Annotated in this window: 13 protein-coding genes; 11 read left to right on the forward strand and 2 right to left on the reverse strand. The window is 62.7% G+C overall.

Features of this window, described 5'->3' with window-relative positions; all coding sequences use genetic code 11:
• Positions 1-21: 21 nt before the first annotated feature.
• The gene (gene tauA / locus HS968_RS11140) at positions 22-1,002 is read right to left on the reverse strand and encodes a taurine ABC transporter substrate-binding protein (RefSeq protein ID WP_182371281.1); all 981 of its coding nucleotides are present in this window, start codon (positions 1,000-1,002) and stop codon (positions 22-24) included.
• A 235-nt stretch (positions 1,003-1,237) separates the two neighbouring features.
• The gene (locus HS968_RS11145; protein WP_182371282.1) at positions 1,238-2,158 is read right to left on the reverse strand and encodes a LysR family transcriptional regulator; all 921 of its coding nucleotides are present in this window, start codon (positions 2,156-2,158) and stop codon (positions 1,238-1,240) included.
• 438 nt (positions 2,159-2,596) lie between these two features.
• On the opposite strand from HS968_RS11145, the gene HS968_RS11150 reads away from it, so the two are divergent.
• The 11 genes from HS968_RS11150 (at position 2,597) to HS968_RS11200 (ending at position 18,580) form a co-directional block, all read left to right on the forward strand.
• Positions 2,597-3,400: an energy transducer TonB gene (locus tag HS968_RS11150; RefSeq protein WP_182371283.1), complete on the forward strand. Its 804-nt coding sequence runs from the start codon at positions 2,597-2,599 to the stop codon at positions 3,398-3,400.
• A gap of 46 nt (positions 3,401-3,446) precedes the next feature.
• A complete protein-coding gene (locus HS968_RS11155) occupies positions 3,447-4,175 on the forward strand; it encodes a MotA/TolQ/ExbB proton channel family protein (RefSeq protein ID WP_182371284.1) in 729 nt (242 codons plus the stop codon).
• A 1-nt stretch (position 4,176) separates the two neighbouring features.
• On the forward strand, positions 4,177-4,590 hold the full coding sequence (locus HS968_RS11160) for an ExbD/TolR family protein (protein WP_106742232.1): 414 nt from the start codon (positions 4,177-4,179) through the stop codon (positions 4,588-4,590).
• 766 nt (positions 4,591-5,356) lie between these two features.
• On the forward strand, positions 5,357-7,480 hold the full coding sequence (locus HS968_RS11165) for a TonB-dependent receptor family protein (RefSeq protein ID WP_238338937.1): 2,124 nt from the start codon (positions 5,357-5,359) through the stop codon (positions 7,478-7,480).
• 76 nt (positions 7,481-7,556) lie between these two features.
• Complete coding sequence (locus tag HS968_RS11170; protein WP_182371285.1) at positions 7,557-9,242, forward strand: ABC transporter substrate-binding protein; 1,686 nt, start codon at positions 7,557-7,559, stop codon at positions 9,240-9,242.
• A 648-nt stretch (positions 9,243-9,890) separates the two neighbouring features.
• Positions 9,891-11,951, forward strand: coding sequence for a TonB-dependent receptor family protein (locus tag HS968_RS11175; RefSeq protein WP_182371286.1), 2,061 nt, complete (start codon positions 9,891-9,893; stop codon positions 11,949-11,951).
• Positions 11,952-12,010: 59 nt separating this feature from the next.
• Entirely contained in the window at positions 12,011-13,768 is a 1,758-nt protein-coding gene (locus HS968_RS11180) for an ABC transporter substrate-binding protein (RefSeq protein ID WP_182371287.1), read from the forward strand.
• The gene (locus HS968_RS11185) at positions 13,765-14,697 is read left to right on the forward strand and encodes an ABC transporter permease (protein WP_182371288.1); all 933 of its coding nucleotides are present in this window, start codon (positions 13,765-13,767) and stop codon (positions 14,695-14,697) included. Before HS968_RS11180 ends, HS968_RS11185 begins: the two co-directional genes overlap by 4 nt.
• A 2-nt stretch (positions 14,698-14,699) precedes the next feature.
• Positions 14,700-16,094 (forward strand): acyl-CoA dehydrogenase family protein, encoded by a 1,395-nt coding sequence (locus HS968_RS11190; RefSeq protein WP_182371289.1) that lies wholly within the window; start codon positions 14,700-14,702, stop codon positions 16,092-16,094.
• On the forward strand, positions 16,091-17,437 hold the full coding sequence (locus tag HS968_RS11195; RefSeq protein ID WP_182371290.1) for an LLM class flavin-dependent oxidoreductase: 1,347 nt from the start codon (positions 16,091-16,093) through the stop codon (positions 17,435-17,437). The genes HS968_RS11190 and HS968_RS11195 overlap by 4 nt, the downstream gene beginning before the upstream one ends.
• Positions 17,438-17,524: 87 nt before the next feature.
• Complete coding sequence (locus tag HS968_RS11200) at positions 17,525-18,580, forward strand: NADP(H)-dependent aldo-keto reductase (protein ID WP_182371291.1); 1,056 nt, start codon at positions 17,525-17,527, stop codon at positions 18,578-18,580.
• Positions 18,581-18,589 lie beyond the last annotated feature (9 nt).

Below are 18,589 nucleotides of genomic sequence, written 5' to 3' on the forward strand. Positions count from 1 at the left end.
GGCCGCCCGGAAAAACGTGGCTCAGTTGGTGATGTACTGGTTGCTGACGTAGGGCGCGTAGTCCGGCAACACCTTGTCCACCTTGCCTTGCTCCTTGAGGAAGCCCGCGGTGGCGCTGACGGCCTGGGTGGTCGGCGCACCGAGGGCGGTGACCTGGTCGGCGGCCAGCGGGAAGACGTTGCCCTGCAACAGCAGCGGGATGTCTTCGGCCTTGGCGCCGGAAAGTTTCACCACCTTGGCGATGTTGTCCGGGTTGGCCAGCCAGGCTTGCGGATCCTTGCGGTAGTTGGCGTAGGCATCGAGGGTGACCTTGGCGAAGGCACGCACGATTTCCGGATGCTTCTCGGCGAAGTCCTTGCGCACGATCCAGGCATCGAAGGTCGGTGCGCCCAGCTCACTGAGCTCGCCAGAGGTGATCAGCACCTTACCGGTTTCCTTGGCCACACCCAGCGCCGGATCCCAGACGTAGGTGGCGTCGATGTCGCCACGCTGCCAGGCAGCGGTGATCGCCGGTGGCGCCAGGTTGAGGATCTGCACCTTGCTCGGGTCGATGTTCCAGTGCTTGAGCGCGGCCAGCAGGCTGTAGTGGCCGGTGGAAACGAACGGCACGGCGACCTTCTTGCCGATAAGGTCGGCCGGTTTGTCGATGCCGCTGCCGTTGCGTACGACCAGTGCTTCGGCGGCGCCGATCTGCGCGGCGATAAGGAAGGTCTGTACCGGCAGTTGTCGAGTGGCTGCCGCTGCCAGCGGGCTGGAACCGACGTAGCCGATCTGCACATCGCCCGAGGCAACGGCGGTGATCACTTCAGCGCCGCCGTCGAACTTGCGCCAATCGATCTTGGCCTGGGTGGCTTTTTCATAGGCACCATCGGCCTGAGCGACCTTGGCCGGGTCGACGGTGGTCTGGTAGGCAACGGTGAAGTCGGCGGCCTGGGCGACCAGGGTCGCGCTCGACAGGGTCAGTGCGGCCAGTACCCGGCGCACGAAGGGAAACGGGGTCATGGTGGTGCTCCTCGAAGGCGAGCTGGCCCTTCTGACGAGGATGCCGAGCCGCGGGACGTTGTAGGTGTTGTCAGGGTGTCCGGCGGTCCGGTGGAGCAAGACTATCTATGCCAAATGGAATAGATAAATACTTTTTTAGAATATTTTTATATTTTTCGGATCGGGCACGAATGCCCGTCAGCCGCCGGCTGCTCTGCCTTGCGGCGTAATGGGCAGCGCCTCATGGCGTTACCGTTCAAGCCACCTGAGCGGACTTCGAGTGATCCAGTGTCAACAGCAGGTCGATCATCGCCTTAGCCGCAGGGGACAGGCGAAAACCCGTACGGGTCACGATGCCGCAGCGGGCGCTGAGGCTATCGAGGTTGCTTGGCAGGTTGCGCAGGTGCAGTTGCACCAGAGCACCACGGGCCAACTCGTCCGCCACGGCTTCATGGGTCGCGATGCCGATGGCATCGCTGCGTTTGACCAACTGCACCAGCAGGGGAATCTGTTCGCATTCCAGATGAATGCTGATATCGATCTTGCCGCTGAGGTTGGCCAACACCTTGCGCGCTTCGCTCGGGATACGGCTGGCCGCCAGGGGGAAGTCGAAGAGGTCATTGGTCGACAGGCTTTCCTTGCCCAGCAAGGGGTGCTCGGGGCGGCAGAAGAACAGGCCTGCGCGCGGCCGTAGCGGTTGTGTCTGAACCCCAGGGTCGGCTTCGCAGTGGCGGATGTCGGCGATGAAGAATTCGATCTCGCCACGGTTCAGGTTGCGACTCAGTTGCTCCCAGTTGTCCACTTCGAAGCGCGTGCGAATGCGGGGGTAACGCTGCATGAACGCCAACAATGCATCGGGCAGCAGGCTGGTGGCCAGCGCCGGGCCACAACCGAAATGCAGGTCGCCGGCATCCAGCTTGCTCATCTGGGTGATTTCACTGGTCAGGTTGCTGGCACCGCGAATCAACGCCAGGGCATGTTGCAGTGCGATCTGTCCCTCTGGGGTGGGGCGTAGATCCTTGCTCGCACGGTCGATCAGCACGCAGCCAAGCTCCTGCTCCAGGCCCTGGATGCTGCGGCTGAATGCCGGTTGAGTGATACCCATCGCCTCGGCTGCGCGAACGAAGCTGCGGTGTTCGTTGAGTGCGACAAGGTAGCGGAGCTGACGCAAATCCATGTGGGTTCCGGCGTTGGCAGGTCGATAGAGGCGGGCGAGTCGCCACGATTGCGCCGGTTTTAATGGTCAGTTTTTATTCCGTCAATCTATTGATTTGGATATGCATATTCCTTTTAGGAATTTATTCGCATGCCTGCTTTGGCCGATCTGGCAGATAGAGCGCCGCTGGTTCTGCCATGACGCGCTTCTTTGCCGGTGGGCTGGATGGGCGCAATGCCTTTATCGCATTTTTTCCATGCATTTCAGTAATGGCTTTTAAAAAATCCTTTTTAATCAATTATTTATGTTTTTTTATTCCTTTTGGAAATTAATATCTTATTAAAAATTACTTTATGGGATAAGGAGCCGAATCAATCATCGCCGCAGCTCTACGGCGGGCCTGGCAATCGCAGGTGCCGACAGAGATCAGCAGTCCCTACAGCAACAGGAGTCTTGCCCATGGGCAATGTCCTCAAAGCCGACAACCTTTCCGAAGTGCTCTGGCGTGATACACGCAAGCCGGGCGAACTACGTGATCTAGGTGTCAGCGTACGCCAGGCTTTGGGCCTGCAGCGCCTTGCGCCACAAGCTGGCAAGCCGGTACTGGGCCGCCGCGAAGCGATTCTGCTCGGCGTGTTCGCCCTGACCCTGCATGTCGCAGCCATTTCCTGGCTGGCCAGCCGGCCCGAGCCGGTGCTGCCGGAAGTGCCGGTGCAGATTCCACCGATGACCATCGAATTCACCAGCGCGGCACCGCCCGTGGTCGAGCCACCGCCTCCGGAAGTGATTCCCGAGCCGGAACCCGTGGTCGAGCCACCACCGCCAGTGGTCGAGGAGCTGGCGGTGAAACCGCCGCCCAAACCCAAGCCCAAACCACAGCCGCCCAAGCAGGAAGCCAAGCCGGCGCCGAAGCCGGTCGAGGCGCCACCTCCGCCGCCAACCCCGGCGCCCGTGGCAGAAGCACCGCCCGCGCCACCGGTGGAGATTCCACCGTCGGCCAGCGCCGGCTACCTGAAGAACCCGGCGCCCGAGTACCCCTCGCTGGCGCAACGGCGAGGCTGGGAAGGCACCGTTCTGCTGCGCGTACACGTGCTGGCCAATGGCAAGCCGAGCGACATCCAGATTCAGCGCAGCAGCGGCCGCGACGTGCTCGACGAGTCCGCCATCCGCGCAGTCAAGCGCTGGAGCTTCGTGCCGGCCAAGCGTGGCGACGAAGCCATCGCCGGCTGGGTATCGGTACCGCTGGAATTCCGTTTGAACTGAGGCTGGCGCAGACGCCGGCCGACCTGACTTACCCGAGGAACGCATCATGAACCTGCTCGTAGATTCTCCCTTTCAATCGGTCGAACACGCGGTCATCTGGCTGCTGATCGGCTTCTCCGTGGTCACCTGGGGGCTGGCGCTGATCAAGGGCATCCAGTTCGCCCGCCAGCGCCATCAGGATCGCCAGTTCCAGAAAGGCTTCTGGAGCGCCACCAGCCTCGACAGCGCCGCCGAGCAGAGCGCCGGGCAGAACGGCGCGGTCGCTCGTGTGGCCCAGGCCGGCTTCGCTGCGATTCAGGTGCAAGGTGGCCAGCCGACCGACCTGGCGCAGTCGATCAATCACCAGGATCGCCTCGAGCGTTCCCTGCGCCAGCAGATCCAGCGCGAGCGTCGTTCGCTGGAAGCCGGCCTGGCGGTGGTCGCTTCCATCGGCTCCACCTCGCCCTTCATCGGCCTGTTCGGCACCGTGTGGGGCATCATGGAAGCCCTCAAGGGCATCAGCGCGGCGGGTAATGCCAGCCTGGAAACCGTGGCAGGCCCCATCGGTGCCGCACTGGTCGCCACCGGCGTGGGCATCGCCGTCGCCGTGCCGGCGGTGCTGGTCTACAACTACTTCCTGCGCCGCCTGAAGCTGACCGCCGCCGACCTCGACGACTTCGCCCACGACTTCTACAGCCTGGCGCAGAAGAGTGCATTTAAGGTCATCGTCAGCCCGCGTGCTGGCAAGGGTGCCCCTGTGACCGGCGACGCCGGCGTCGCGAAGGAGGCGGTCTGACATGGCCTTCTCGACCCAGGACAGCGACGAAGTCCTTTCCGAAATCAACGTCACGCCGCTGGTGGACGTCATGCTGGTGCTGCTGGTTGTGTTCATCGTCACGGCGCCGCTGCTGACCAACTCGATTCCGATCAACCTGCCGAAGACCGAGGCCGTGGCCCCGCTGGAGCAGAAAGACCCGCTGGTGGTGAGCATCGACGGTGAGGGCAAGCTGTTCATCAACAAGGACGAGATTCAGGCGGATCTGCTGGAGAGCAGCCTGATCCAGGCCAAGCAGGAGGCCGAAGTCGTGCATGAGGAACTGCGCGTGCAATTGCAGGCCGACGATGGCGTGAACTACGGCGAAGTGGCACGGGCCATGGCGGCCATCGAGCGCGCCGGTATCACCAAGCTGGCAGTCATCACTGCCCGCTAGGGTCTGTACGAAAAGTCGTCGAGCGAAGGTCAGGCAAGGCAAAAACAGGTGAGGAAGCGGAGTTTACAGGCTGTAAATGAGCATTCTGAGCCTGTTTTTAACGCAGCATCACCGAGCGCAGGCACTTTTCGTACCGAGCCTAAGTTTATGGGGCCGTACTTCCGGGCAGGGAGTACGGCCCCTTTTTTCATGTAAACACTGGCTACAGATAACCGTCTTGAAACGGACGGCTGATCGAAAGTCTGCCTTCAACTTCACGAGGCGCCTGCAATGGGTGCTCCGGTAATTCGCTTTATATTCTGCTAGGCCGACTCCGGCTAATTCGATATTGCCAATAAGACAGCGTGTCTCGGATAAGTATTCGAGGTGATGCAGTATTAGTGTCTTTACGCATAAGTATCCGCAGAAGTAGGGTGCGCCGTGCGCACCGGCTACCATGGGCTAAGGCGGTTTGCATGGCGAACCCTGCGCTCGTTACATATTCAATGGCTATGTCGTGCGCGACAGCGGCCGCGTAATTTTATCGACGTTATTTGCTTTTAATATATATCGATATCTGCCTGTGGTAGTTGGCTGCTTGATGGTGTTCGTATCCGGACATTGGTTCAGCAGATTGTTCGTCGGTTGCGGTATCAAAGTGTTCTTCGTTGGCGCTAACTTGTTATCCATTATTGATTTTTAGTTGTGGCACGGACGCTGCTGAGTGCTGCCTGGTATCTCCGATAGATACCTGCCTTGCACAACGATCAATTAAGGGGAATAACACGTGAAACGTCATATCGGGGGAGTGTCCGACATCTTGCCGCAGGGAGGAGGCAAAACTGCACTATGGGCGCTGGGGGCGGCGCTGGCTTGCCTGGGCGGCACGGCTCAGGCTGCAGAGGAGGGTAGCGATGCGCGTCTGGCCACGGTGGTGGTCGAGGGCGGCAAAGCCAGTGAGGTAGAGAAAGCCAGGGTCGAACTGGAGAAGGTCGCGGGTGCGGCACGTGTCGTCGATAACCAGGAGGTGGAGCGGGGCAGGGCGCAGAACGCCGAAGACGTACTGGCGCTGCAGCCCGGCGTTTTCGCCCAGGCCACCAGCGGTACCGGGGCGAACAAGATTTCCATCCGTGGTTCGGGCCTCAATACTTTCTACCAGGGCTACGTCATGGGCATCAAATTCCTCTATGACGGTTTGCCCATCACCGGGCCGGGCGGTACCCAGGAAGACCTGCTGAACATGGCGGCCGTCGACCGTACCGAGGTGCTCTATGGTGCCAACGCCTTCTCCCATACCGCGCTGTCACTGGGTGGCGCGATCAATTTCATCACTCACACCGGCCGCACATCGCCGGGCGCCTATGCGCGTCTGGACTTCGGACCATTCGGCTATCGCAAGCAGCAACTCAGCTATGGCGGAGTGTCCGGCGATACCGACTATTACATCTCCGTGCTGCACAACGAGCGTGACGGTTATCAGGACGACACACCGAACAAGGGCAGGGACTTCATCGCCAATTTTGGCCATACCTTCAATCCCAAGCTCGATACCCGCCTGACTATTCGCTATCGCGAGGAGAAGCTGCTCAATGGCAGTACGCTGACCAAGGCGCAGATCAAGGATGATCCGACCCACAACCGCCTGTTGTCGGATCGGCGCAAGGACGGCACGACCCTGATCGGCAGCAAGACGACCTACCGTTTCGATGATGACTCGCGTCTGGAAATCGGCCTGGGCGTCAACGACTATCCGTTGCTCAACGGTTGGCGCTACGCGGCAACGGCGCAGGACTGGCGCTCGACCGACGTCAATACCGTGTTGCGCTACCTGCGCACCGATGACCGTCTGTTCGGCCTGCCCAGCGATACCACGCTGACGTTCAGCGATACCCGCCTGGTGCGTGGTGACGTCAAGGGTTATCGCCGCAGCGACTGGCAAAAGGTGCGCTACACCGATTACAGCGGCTCGCGCGATACCGTATTCGCCCTCGGCAACGAGCTGCACCTGGACGACCAGTACACGCTGTCCACCGGCCTGTCACTGATCAACATCGACCGTACCGCGCGCATCAAATACTCGAACACGGCCAATACCAGCACCTTCCCGGACAACGTCAGCTACAACGAATGGCACGTGGCGCCACGCCTCGGCCTGAGCTACCAGCTCAACCCATCGGTGCAACTGTTCGGTAACGTCAGCCGTTCCATCGACCCGCCCGTTACCTGGCAGCACGGCAGTACCGCCAATGCCTATTTGCGCCCGCTTGATCCGCAGAAGGGCACCACGGTGGAGTTTGGCGTGCGCGGCTCGGCCGGGATCTTCGACGGCAGCCTGTCGGTCTATCGCTCCTGGATCAGCGATGAGCTGCTGACCGTGATCATCACGCCGGCGACTCAGACCACTGACGCGGTTACGGCCAATGCCAATGCCAGCGATACCATCCACCAGGGTATCGAGGCCGGTCTGGACACGCGTCTGTGGGAAAGCGCGCGGGGCGATCAGGTCATCCTGCGTCAGGCCTACACCTTCAACGATTTCTTCTACCGCGACGATGATGCGTTTGGCAGCAACGAGTTGCCCAGCCTGCCGCGCCATTACTACCAGGCCGAGCTGCAGTATCGCCACCCGGCCGGGTTCTACGCGGGCGTCAACCTGCGCACGGCATCGAGCTACTACGTCGACTACGCCAACACGCTCAAGGCGCCGTCCTACACCCTGTGGGGCGCCAAGGTCGGCTACGACGATCCGGGCGAGCGCTGGAGCGTCTACCTCGACGCCCGCAACCTGACCGACGAGCACTACGTCACCGCAGCGAACACCGCCTACGACCTCAGGGGCGTGGACTCGCCGAACTTCTATGTCGGTGACGGTTTCGGCGTGTACGCCGGGATTTCCTATCGCTTCCACTGACCCGTGACGACGCTCCATCCGGAGCGTCGTCGACCGTGGGCGGCTCTGATTGCCCACGGTTGATGGAGAGAACCCCATGCTGAAAATTGCTGTAGCGACACATCGGCTGCTCGCCCTGGCGGTGCTGACGATCCTGACCGGTTGTGGTGACGCGCCTGATGAGCAGACGAGCGATGCGGCGCCAGAGCAGGCGTTCATCTACCCGGCCAGCGACTATTTCGAACAGACGCCGGGCAAGCCCGGTGGCACGCTCAAGGTCTCGGTCGCGCTGGATACCGGATCGCTCGATCTGCACGCCATTTCCCATACCAATGCCCAGTGGCTGGGCAGGCTGATCTACGACAACCTGGTGTACCTGGATGATCAGGGGCGCATCACGCCCTGGCTGGCCAAGGCTTGGGAGGTGTCCGAGGACGGCAAGACCTACACCTTCCACCTGCGCGACGATGTGACCTTCAGCGATGGCGCGAAATTCAACGCCGAAGCGGTGCGCATCAACCTCGAACACATGCGCGACCCCGCGACCAAGTCGCCCCTCGCAGCGGCTTACATCGCACCGTACATCGACGGCGAAGTGGTGGATGAATACACCTTTCGCGCCAACCTGCGCGAGCCCTATACGCCGTTCCTCAACGTGCTGGCGCAGTCCTGGCTGTCCATGCAGTCGCCGAAAGCCATCGTGGAGAATCCCAAGGCACTGGCCGAGGCGCCGGTGGGTTCGGGGCCTTTCGTGGTCGAGCGCTATACCCGCCAACAGGGTATTCGCCTGGTGCGCCGTGAGGATTACGCCTGGGCGCCGGATTTTCTGCGGCATCAGGGGCCGGCCTATCTCGAACGCATCGAGCTGGATTTCGTTCCCGAGGCGCTGATCCGCTACAGCTCGCTGGCGGCCGGGCAGTACGACTTCACCACCGATGCGCCGACGCAGAATGCCGCGGCGATCCGTGCCGTTGATCGGCTGCGCTTCGACAGTCGCATCCGTCAGGGCAACCCCAATCGTGGCATCACCTTCAACACCGAAAAGTTTCCCTTCGACGATGTGCGCGTGCGCAAGGCCTTCGCCCTGGCGGTAGATCGCGAGGGTATCGTGCGTATCAGCGGTTTTGGCGAGTTCAAAGCCAAGAGCGATTACCTGGCCGCCAATACCCGATATTACGACCCGGCGTTCCAGGCAGCCCTGCAGTTCGACCCTGATACGGCCAATCGTTTGCTCGACGAGGCCGGCTGGGGTGAGCGCGATGTACAGGGCTATCGGGTACGTGATGGTGTGCGCCTGAGTGCCGAGGTGCTGGCAGCCGAGGGTTTGTATCCGCTGACCGATCTGGTGGCGATCCAGGCCGACGTGAAGAAAGTCGGTTTCGAGCTGCGCATCGACCAGTTGCCGCCGCTGCATATCCTCGACCGGCGCGCCGCCAACGACTACCAGGCAACCGGCGCCGGGGTGTGGCACACCAACACGCCGGACGGCCTGTACATCCTCTATCACAGCAACGAGATCATTTCGTCGCGGCGTATCGGCCAGAACACGGCACGGTTGCGCGATGCCAGGCTCGACGAATTGCTCACCGAGGGTCGAAGTTCCCAGGATGAAGCGCGTAGTCGGCAGCTATACAGCGAGGCGCAGCAGCGCCTGACCGAGCTGGTGCCAGCCGTGCCGCTTTACGAGAACTACAGCCTGACCGCGCATGGCCCGCGGGTACGCGGTGTGGTCTACGACACCTCTCACAACACACCGGTGTTCACCAGCGTCTGGCTGGAGTGAGTGTTGCGCGCTGGGGGACAGTTTTCCCGGCGCGCATATTCCCCCCACGTGAGGGCTATGTAGGGCGTGAGCATCAACGGCTTTGGGTAGGGTACGCCGCGCGCACCAGGGCTTTCGCGGAGTCGGTGTTGCGGCGGCTGCTTCGGTGCGCACGGTGCACCCTACGGGAGCCCATCGGGCTGCGTGCAATGCGCATCTCTGGCGATGATTCTCAAACACTTCCTGCCTCTATCCGAAATTAACTTCCTGCCACTCGGTGGTTGATTGGCGGCCGTTATTCGCCTGTGCATGCAGTTGTTCTTGTTGAATTTAAATTGCAGTGCGAATGCAAAGTTTAAAGATGAACAAGCATATAACCGAAATCACTGTTCGTGGCGAAACAGTGGTTCAGCAGAATGCCATGAGGTGGTAGCTTTTGAATGTTCTTATATTTTTATAAGTATCTGTTTTTGAATGATTTTATGTTTTGGAACGACCCTTGCTAAATAGGTTTTGTAGAGCGCTAGAAAGATAACAAGAAGCTCGAAAATGAATCTGTCTGAGCATAGGAGTAGCAGCGTGCGCTGGTTATCTTTAGAGGGGAACGGTGGGGCTTTTGCAGGTGGCATCAAGCCACTGTGGAAGGCGGTAAGTATTGGCACATTGTTGATGTGCGGGGTCAACTTGGCTTTGGCGGCGGAGGTGGCGGCCAATACCGATACCCGGCTGGAAACCGTGGTGGTGAAAGGGGAGAAGAAAAGCGAAGCGCAGCAGGCCGAGGCCAGGCTGGAGGAAGTTGCCGGCAGCACCAGCGTGGTGGACAACGCCGAGGTGGAGAAGGGCCGTGCATCCACGCTGGAGGATGTGCTGGCATTCCAGCCGGGTGTGATCGCCCAATCGGCTGGCGGAAACGATGCGATCAAGATTTCCATCCGTGGCTCGGGCGCCAACGCCTCGCCCGGTTACTTCCGTGAAGGAGTCAAGTTCCTCTTCGATGGCCTGGCGCTGACCGGCCCAGGCGGCACCCCCTACGAGCTGCTGGAAACCTCCGGCGTGAACTACACCGAAGTGCTGCGCGGGGCCAATGCCTATGACTACACCGCGCTGTCGCTCGGCGGCGCGATCAACATGGTCACCCACACGGGCTATACCTCGCCAGGTAACTACGCCCGCTTCGAGGCGGGCAGCTTCGGCTGGCGCAAGCAGCAACTGAGTACCGGTGGCGTGGAGGGCAATGCCGATTACTACATCAGTCTGAGTAACTCCGAACGTGACGGTTACCAGGACTACACCTTCACCAAAGCCAAGGGCGTGGTATCCAACTTCGGCTACCGCTTCAGCCCCAAGCTCGATACACGTCTGATCGTGCGCTATCGCGAGCAGTACCACGAGAACTCCAGCACCCTGACACGCGGTCAGCTCAAGGATGACTCGACCCAGGCCAACCCGACCACCGTGGCGCAGCGCGGCGATTCGACCAAGAACGGTTCGATCTGGGTCGGCAGCAAGACCACCTACGCCTTCGATGACGACTCCAAGCTGGAGCTGGGGCTGGTCTACCACAACTACAGCCAGATCCTCGGCAAGAAGAGCCCGGCAACGCCCAACCACTGGCAATGGCGCGACCTGAACACCTCGCTGCGTTACCTGCGCAGCGACCAGTGGTTCGGTCACCAGAGCAATACCACCTTCGCCTTCAGCAATACCCTGCATGATCGCGCCGAGGTCAAGACCTACAGCGGCACCACGCGGGCACTGCTCAAGGACACCCGCTACAGCGGTTCCTTCGATACCGTATTCTCGGTCGGCAACGACCTGGAGCTGACCGAGCGACTGTGGCTGACCAGCGGCCTGTCACTGGTCAACATCGTGCGCGACGTGGATGTGGAGTTTTCCGACCGGGCCAACGTCAGCCCCTTCCCGCAGCACTACAAGTACGACAACTGGAGCCTCGCGCCACGCCTGGGCCTGCGTTATTACCTGACTCCGGATATCCAGCTGTTCACCAACGTCAGCCGTTCCATCGATCCGCCCAGTGCCTGGTCGATCTCGCCGTCCGGCCCGACCAACAACTACACCAAGACCCTGGTGGAGCAGAAGGCCAATACCTTCGAGGTGGGTATCCGTGGTTCACAGGGCATCTTCTCCGGCAGCCTGGCGCTGTACCGCTCCTGGGTTCACAACGAGTTGCTCAACGTCGAGGTGATTCCGGCGACCGGCCTGACTCCGGCAGTGACGTCCACCAACAACGCCAGCCCGACCATCCACCAGGGCATCGAAGCGGGTCTGGATACCGAGCTCTGGCAGGGCACACGTGGCGACAGCCTGGTGCTGCGTCAGGCCTACACCCTGAACGACTTCTACTACCGCAACGATGACACCTTCCGGGCCAACGAGCTGCCGGGCTTGCCCAAGCACATCTACCAGGCCGAGCTGAAGTATCAGCACCCAAGCGGTTTCTATGCCGGGGTGGATGTACGCACGGCATCGAGCACACCGGTGGACTACGCCAACAGCTTCTACGCCCCGTCCTACACCGTCTGGGGCGCGAAGTTCGGCTACGAGGAGCCGGGCCAGCGCTGGCAGGTGTTCCTCGACCTGCGCAACCTCACCGACGAGGACTACGCCACCGCGGTCCTTCCGACCTACAACGCCCGTGGCAACGATGCGGCAGCGCTGTACGTCGGCGATGGCTTCGGCGCCTTCACCGGCGTGGCCTTCCGCTTCTGATCATGCGGCGGCGGGGGGAACTCCGCCGCCGTTCACCGGTTTCATCAGGAAATTGCGTCATGCAACGAAACACACGCGAAGTTCCAGGCAAGCGGGCTGTCAGCGTCGGAGCCTGGCTCGCCATCGTGCTGGGCAGCTTCTGGCTGCTGGCCGGCTGCTCGCCCAGCGAGGAGCCATCGAGTGCCTCCGCTACGGCTGAGCCTGCCCCGGCGGCCCAGGTGGTCGATGGTGTGCTCAGCTATCCGGCCAGTGACTATCACGAGCAGGTACCTGGCAAACCGGGCGGCACCCTGCGTGCCTCGGTGGCGCTGGATACCGGCACCTTCGACGTGCACTCCATCGCCCATGGCAACGTGCAGTGGCTGGGGCGCATCCTCTACGACGCCCTGGTCTATCAGGACGAGCAGGGGGCCATTTCGCCCTGGCTGGCCAAGTCCTGGGATATTTCCGCGGACGGCACCGTTTACACCTTCCACCTGCGTGATGACGTCACCTTCAGCGACGGTACGAAATTCAATGCCGAAGCAGTGCGGGTCAACCTCGAGCACATGCGCGATCCGGCCACCAAGTCGCCGCTGGCCGCTGCCTACATCGCGCCTTACGTGCAGGGCAGGGCGGTCGACGAATACACCTTCGAAGCGACGTTGCGCGAGCCCTATTCGGCGTTTCTCGACGTGCTGGCGCAATCCTGGCTGAGCATGATTTCGCCGAAGCAGATTCTCGAAGACCCGAAGTCCATCGCCGAGAAACCCATCGGCAGCGGCCCCTTCGTGCTGCACAGCTATACCCGCGAGCAGGGCGCCAGCTTCGTGCGTCGCGAGGACTACAACTGGGCGCCAGCGGTCACCCGGCACCAGGGGCCGGCCTACCTCGAGCGCATCGAGTTGACCTTCGTGCCCGAATCGATGATTCGCTACAGCTCGCTGCTGGCCGGTCAGCACGATTTCACCCTGGATGCGCCAACGCAGAATGCTGCGGCGATCCGCGCCAATCCCGAACTGGTGCTGCACAGCCGCATCCGCAAGGGCAATCCATTTCGCAGTGTGACCTTTAACACCGAGCGCTTCCCGTTCGATGACGTGCGGGTACGCAAGGCGCTGACCCAGGCCATCGACCGCGAAGGCCTGGCCTGGGTGATCGGCTTCGGCGAGTACCAGATCAAGAGCGATTACCTGGCGATCAACACGCGCTTTTACGATCCCTCGTTCACCGAAGCCTTGAAGTACGACCCGCAGGCTGCTGCCCGCTTGCTCGACGAAGCCGGCTGGAGCCAGCGCGATGCCGATGGCATCCGTATCAAGGATGGCCAGCGCTTGAGCGTGAAGCTGCTGATGAGCGAGAACCCGGCGTTTCCCAGCAGCGTGGCGGTGGCGATCCAGTCCGACGCGCGCAAGGCTGGCGTGCAGATCGAACTGGAAGTGCTGCCGCTGGCGCAGACCACCGAGCGCCGTTACGCCGGTGATTATCAACTGCTGGGGGGCGGCTACTGGCACAGCAATACCCCGGATGGGCTGTTCATGCTCTACCACAGCGCATCGATTCCCACCGACAAGCTGCTCGGGCAGAACGTCGGCCGTCTGCGCGACGAAACCCTCGACCGCCTGCTCAGCGAAGCGCGGCGCAGCATCGACCCCGAGCGCCTGCAGCAGCTCTACTCGCAGGCGCAGCAGCGCCTCACCGAACTGGTGCCCGCCGCGCCATCCTATGAGAGCCACCACATCGTCGCGCATCAGGCCTATGTCAAAGGGCTGATCTTCGATACCTCGCACAACACGCCGTTCTTCACCAGCGTCTGGCTGGACAAGGAGCGGCCATGAGCATCCTGCAGCGTGTCATCTGGCGTCTGCTGGCCGGCGTGTTGGTGCTGTGGGGCGCGGCGACGCTGACGTTCATCGGCCTGAACCTGACCGGTGGCGATCCGGCGCTGGCGATTCTCGGTGGGCCGGAAGCCATGCCGACGCCGGAGGTGCTGGCGCAGGTGCGCCAGGAATATGGCCTCGATCAACCGTTGATCGTGCAATACGGCCAGTACCTGGGGCGCCTGGCTCAGGGTGATCTGGGCGAGTCCTACCGTCTGCGCATTCCGGTCACTCGCGCCATCGGCGAACACCTGGGCGCCACCCTGCAACTGGCCTTCCTCGCGGCCCTGGTGGCCGTGCTGCTGGCCATCGTCGTCGCCGTGCTGACCGCGCGCCGCAAACCCTGGGTCGCTTCGCTGTCGTCGGGTACCGAGCTGGTGCTGTCGTCGATGCCGTCGTTCGTGCTCGGCATCCTCCTGTTGCTGGTGTTCTCCTTCCAGCTGCGCCTGCTGCCGCCGACCGGCTCCAGCGGCTGGCGCACCCTGGTACTGCCGACCCTGACTCTGGCACTGCCGGTGGCCGCAGTGCTGATCCAGGTGCTGCGTCAGGAGCTGGAGGACATCCTCGAACAGCCTTTCATCATGATGGCCCGCGCGCGCGGCCTGTCCGAGGCCGGCGTACGCCTAGGGCACGCCCTGCGCCATGCGCTGATCCCGCTGGTGACTCTGTCCGGCTTCATCCTCGCCAGCCTGCTCGGCGGCGCGGTGATCACCGAGACCCTGTTCGCCCGTCAGGGCGTCGGCCGGCTGATGCTCGATGCCGCCAACGGCAAGGACGTGCCCATGGTGTTGGGCATCACCCTGCTGGCGGCACTGATTTATGTGGTGGTCAACCTCGTCGTCGACCTGTTGCTGCCACTGATAGACCCCAGGGTAAACGCGCGATGAGCATGAACAGCGTGACTGCCCTGAGCCGCTTGCGTGCCTTGTTTGACGAGTCGTCATCACTGCAACTTTCCGCTATTAGCAAGGATTCCGAGATGATCTTCAGCGAAGCCGATACGCCCCACGCGGCGCTCGACGAGCAGGCCGCATCGCCCAGCGATGCGCATCTGCTGAGTATTTTCCAACCTGTCTTCGAGCGCATCGCCGAAGGCGCCATCGCCCGCGAGCAGCAGCGTGAGCTGCCTTACGATGCCGTGGCCTGGCTGCGCGATGCCGGCTTCGGCCGCCTACGCGTGCCGCAGCGCCACGGCGGCTTCGGTGCCAGCCTGGAGCAGCTGTTCCGCCTGGTCAGCCGCCTGGCCGAGGCCGATTCCAACTTGCCGCAGATCTTTCGCGCACACTTCGGTTTCGTCGAAGGGCGCCTCAACGACGAGGACGAGCAGGGCAATGCGCGTTGGTTTCAGCGCGTGGTCGCGGGTGAGCTGTTCGGTGCGGCGATGGCCGAGCGCACCGAAACCACCGGCAACAGCGTCAATTTGACCGAAGACGGCGGGCGTTGGCTGCTCGACGGCGAGAAGTACTACTGCACCGGCACCCTGTATGCCGACTGGATCGCCGTCTCGGCCAACCAGGGCGACGAGCACGTGGCCATTGCCGTGCCGACTACGGCGCCCGGCGTCACCCGGCTGGATGATTGGGATGGCTTCGGCCAGCGTCTGACCGCCAGCGGCACTACCCGTTTCGAGCGGGTCGAGGTCAAGGACGAGCAGATCTTCCGCCGCTTCAAGCTGGGTGAGGGCAGAACCGACTCCTACATCAGCGCCTTCTACCAGCAGGTGCACCTCGCCACCCTGGCTGGCATCGCCCGCGCCGTGCAGCGCGACGCCATCGCCTTCGTCCAGGGGCGCACGCGCACCTTCGGCATTCCCGGGCAGTCCAGCCCGCGCCAGGATCCGCTGGTGCAGCGGGTGGTCGGCCGCCTGTCGAGCCTGGCCTTCGCCAGCGAGGCAGTGGTGGAGAAGGTCTCGCGCAGCCTGGACGAGCTGTGGCACGCCTACCTGTCTGGTCAGGCCACGGCCGAGCAGTACGCCGAGGCCGATATCCGCACGTACCAGGCGCAGCAGGTGGTGATCGGTCAGGTGTTGGAAGCCACCACGCTGTTGTTCGAAGTCGGTGGTGCTTCCGCTTCCAGCGCCGCGCGGCGCCTCGACCGGCACTGGCGCAATGCGCGCACGCTGGCCTCGCACAACCCGGCGATCCTGCGCGAGGCCTACCTGGGCGACTACTACCTCAACGGCATCGTGCCGAGCAAAGCCTGGGCCGAGCGCTTTGCCGAAGCCAAGGCGAAGGACAAGGAGCAGCCAGTACAACCGGCAGTCAACGAGGGGGATCTGGCATGAGCAGCAGCAAGCGGCAGATGAGCATCGGCATGAACATCCTCGGCTTCGGCGCCCACTCGGCTGCCTGGCGCGAGGCCGAGGCACCGGCTGGCGCCTTGACCGATCTCGACTATTTCAGCCATATCGCCCGGGTTTCCGAGCGCGGCACCCTGGATGCGATCTTCCTCGCCGATGGCCCAGCGCTGGCCGGTGACGTGTCACGCCAGCCCTCTGGCCGGTTGGAGCCGACCGTACTGCTCACTGCCATCGCCCTGGCTACCCAGCACATCGGCGTGATCGCCACCGCATCGAGCACCTTCAACGACCCCTACAACCTGGCCCGCCGTCTGGCCTCGGTGGATCATCTCAGTGGTGGCCGTGCGGCCTGGAACGTGGTCACCACCTACAACGACGCTGCTGCGCAGAACTTCGGCCAGGCCGGTTCTGCATTGCATGCCGAGCGCTACGGGCGAGCCGAGGAGTTCGTCGAAGTGGTACAGAAACTTTGGGACAGCTGGGAGGACGATGCCATCGTCGGCGATGCCGCCCGTGGCGTGTTCGCCGACCCGGCCAAGGTTCACACCATCGACCACGTCGGCCAGCACTTCTCGGTGCGCGGGCCGTTGAATGTCTCGCGTTCGCCGCAGGGCCGCCCGGTGATCGTCCAGGCCGGCTCGTCCGAAGGCGGCAAGACGCTCGGTTCGCGCTACGCCGACGCCATTTTCACCACCCAGACCACCCTGGCCGACGGTCTGGCGTTCTACCAGGAGATGAAGAACCGTGCCCGGGCCTGGGGGCGCAACCCCGAGCACCTGAAGATCATGCCGGGGCTGTCCACCGTGATCGGCAGCACCGAGGCCGAGGCCCAGGCGCGTTTCGACCGCCTCAACGCTTACCTGGGCGAGAGCACCCTGGCTCAGCAGATCGCCTTTCGCATCGGCATTCCACTGGACGAGCTCGACCTGGACGCCGAGCTGCCCTGGCAGCGCATCGGCCCGGTCAGCGAGTTCAAGGGCTCGCACGGTTTCCTCGAAGCGCAACTGAACCTGGCGCGACGCGAGAAGCTCAGCGTGCGTGAGCTGTCACGGCGCATTCTGGTCGGCCACCGGCTGATCGTCGGTACCCCCGAGCAGGTCGCCGACAGCCTCGAGCAGTGGTTCCTGGCCGGCGCCGCTGACGGCTTCAACATCATGCCGGACATGTTTCCCTCCGGCGTCGAGGTGTTCGTCGACGAAGTGGTGCCGCTGCTGCGCAAACGCGGCGTTTTCCGCCACGAGTACGCCGGCAGCACCTTGCGTGACCACCTGGGCTTGCCGCACCCGCGCAGCCAGTACGAGCGCACCAACCAGGCCGTCTCGGCCTGAATCCGTAGGGCGGGTGCAAACCGCCAACCAGCGGCGGCGGGTTGCACCCGCCCTACACAAACAACCGCCATTGCGTGAGACACATCCATGAAATACCGCCCACTCGGCAACAGTGGCATCCAGGTCAGCGTCATCGGTCTCGGCACCATGACCTGGGGTCACCAGAACAGTGAAGCCGACGCCCACCAGCAACTCGACTATGCGCTGTCCCAGGGCGTCAACCTGGTGGACACCGCCGAGATGTACCCCACGCCGACCCGTGCCGACACCTGGGGCAGCACCGAGCGTTTCATTGGCTCCTGGCTGGCCAGGAGCAAGCGCCGCCAGGACATCGTGCTGGCTAGCAAGGCGGTCGGCCCGGCACGTACGCCATCGCAGAACCACATTCGTGACGGCAAGTCGAACCACGATGCGAAGAACCTGCGCGCTGCACTGCAAGGCAGCCTCGACCGCCTGCAGACCGATTACCTCGACCTCTACCAGCTGCACTGGCCGGATCGCAGCACCAACTTCTTCGGCCTGCGTGACTATCCCTGGGTCGATGACGAAGAAAGCGTGGCCATCGAAGAAACCCTGGCGGCGCTCGCCGAGCTGGTGAAGGAGGGGTTGATCCGCCATATCGGCGTGTCCAACGAGACGCCCTGGGGTGTGGGGCAGTTTCTCAAGGCTGCCGAACGCCTGGGCTTGCCACGCATCGTCAGCATCCAGAATCCGTACAGTCTGCTCAACCGCCTGTACGAGGTCGGCCTGGCCGAGTACAGCCATCGCGAAGGCGTCGGGTTGCTGGCCTATTCGCCGATCGCTTTCGGCGTGCTCAGCGGCAAGTACCTCGACGGTGCGCAGCCAGTGGGGGCGCGATTGTCAGAAGGTTCTCCCTATGGACGTTTCGCCCGCTACGCCAGTGCAGAGGCGCAGCGTGCGGTGCGTGCATACGTCGAGCTGGCGCGCAGCCGCGATCTGTCGCCGGCACAGCTGGCGCTGGCCTTCGTCACCAGTCGGCCATTCGTTACCAGCGCACTGAGCGGCGCCACCAGCCTGGCGCAGTTGCAGGAGAACCTGGACAGCCTGGCTTTGCCGCTCGATGACGAATTGCTGACGGCGCTCAATGCCATCCATGCCCGCCTGCCCAACCCGGCGCCCTGAGACCGTGGA

Origin of the sequence: Pseudomonas berkeleyensis, from assembly GCF_014109765.1 — a bacterium.
GTDB classification, from domain to species: domain Bacteria; phylum Pseudomonadota; class Gammaproteobacteria; order Pseudomonadales; family Pseudomonadaceae; genus Aquipseudomonas; species Aquipseudomonas berkeleyensis.

Coding starts and splice junctions, on each gene's coding strand:
- tauA (WP_182371281.1), bottom strand. CDS start 1,002: ATGACCCCGTTTCCCTTCGTGCGCCGGGTACTGGCCGCACTGACCCTG.
- HS968_RS11145 (WP_182371282.1), bottom strand. CDS start 2,158: ATGGATTTGCGTCAGCTCCGCTACCTTGTCGCACTCAACGAACACCGC.
- HS968_RS11150 (WP_182371283.1), top strand. CDS start 2,597: ATGGGCAATGTCCTCAAAGCCGACAACCTTTCCGAAGTGCTCTGGCGT.
- HS968_RS11155 (WP_182371284.1), top strand. CDS start 3,447: ATGAACCTGCTCGTAGATTCTCCCTTTCAATCGGTCGAACACGCGGTC.
- HS968_RS11160 (WP_106742232.1), top strand. CDS start 4,177: ATGGCCTTCTCGACCCAGGACAGCGACGAAGTCCTTTCCGAAATCAAC.
- HS968_RS11170 (WP_182371285.1), top strand. CDS start 7,557: ATGCTGAAAATTGCTGTAGCGACACATCGGCTGCTCGCCCTGGCGGTG.
- HS968_RS11175 (WP_182371286.1), top strand. CDS start 9,891: ATGTGCGGGGTCAACTTGGCTTTGGCGGCGGAGGTGGCGGCCAATACC.
- HS968_RS11180 (WP_182371287.1), top strand. CDS start 12,011: ATGCAACGAAACACACGCGAAGTTCCAGGCAAGCGGGCTGTCAGCGTC.
- HS968_RS11185 (WP_182371288.1), top strand. CDS start 13,765: ATGAGCATCCTGCAGCGTGTCATCTGGCGTCTGCTGGCCGGCGTGTTG.
- HS968_RS11190 (WP_182371289.1), top strand. CDS start 14,700: ATGAACAGCGTGACTGCCCTGAGCCGCTTGCGTGCCTTGTTTGACGAG.
- HS968_RS11195 (WP_182371290.1), top strand. CDS start 16,091: ATGAGCAGCAGCAAGCGGCAGATGAGCATCGGCATGAACATCCTCGGC.
- HS968_RS11200 (WP_182371291.1), top strand. CDS start 17,525: ATGAAATACCGCCCACTCGGCAACAGTGGCATCCAGGTCAGCGTCATC.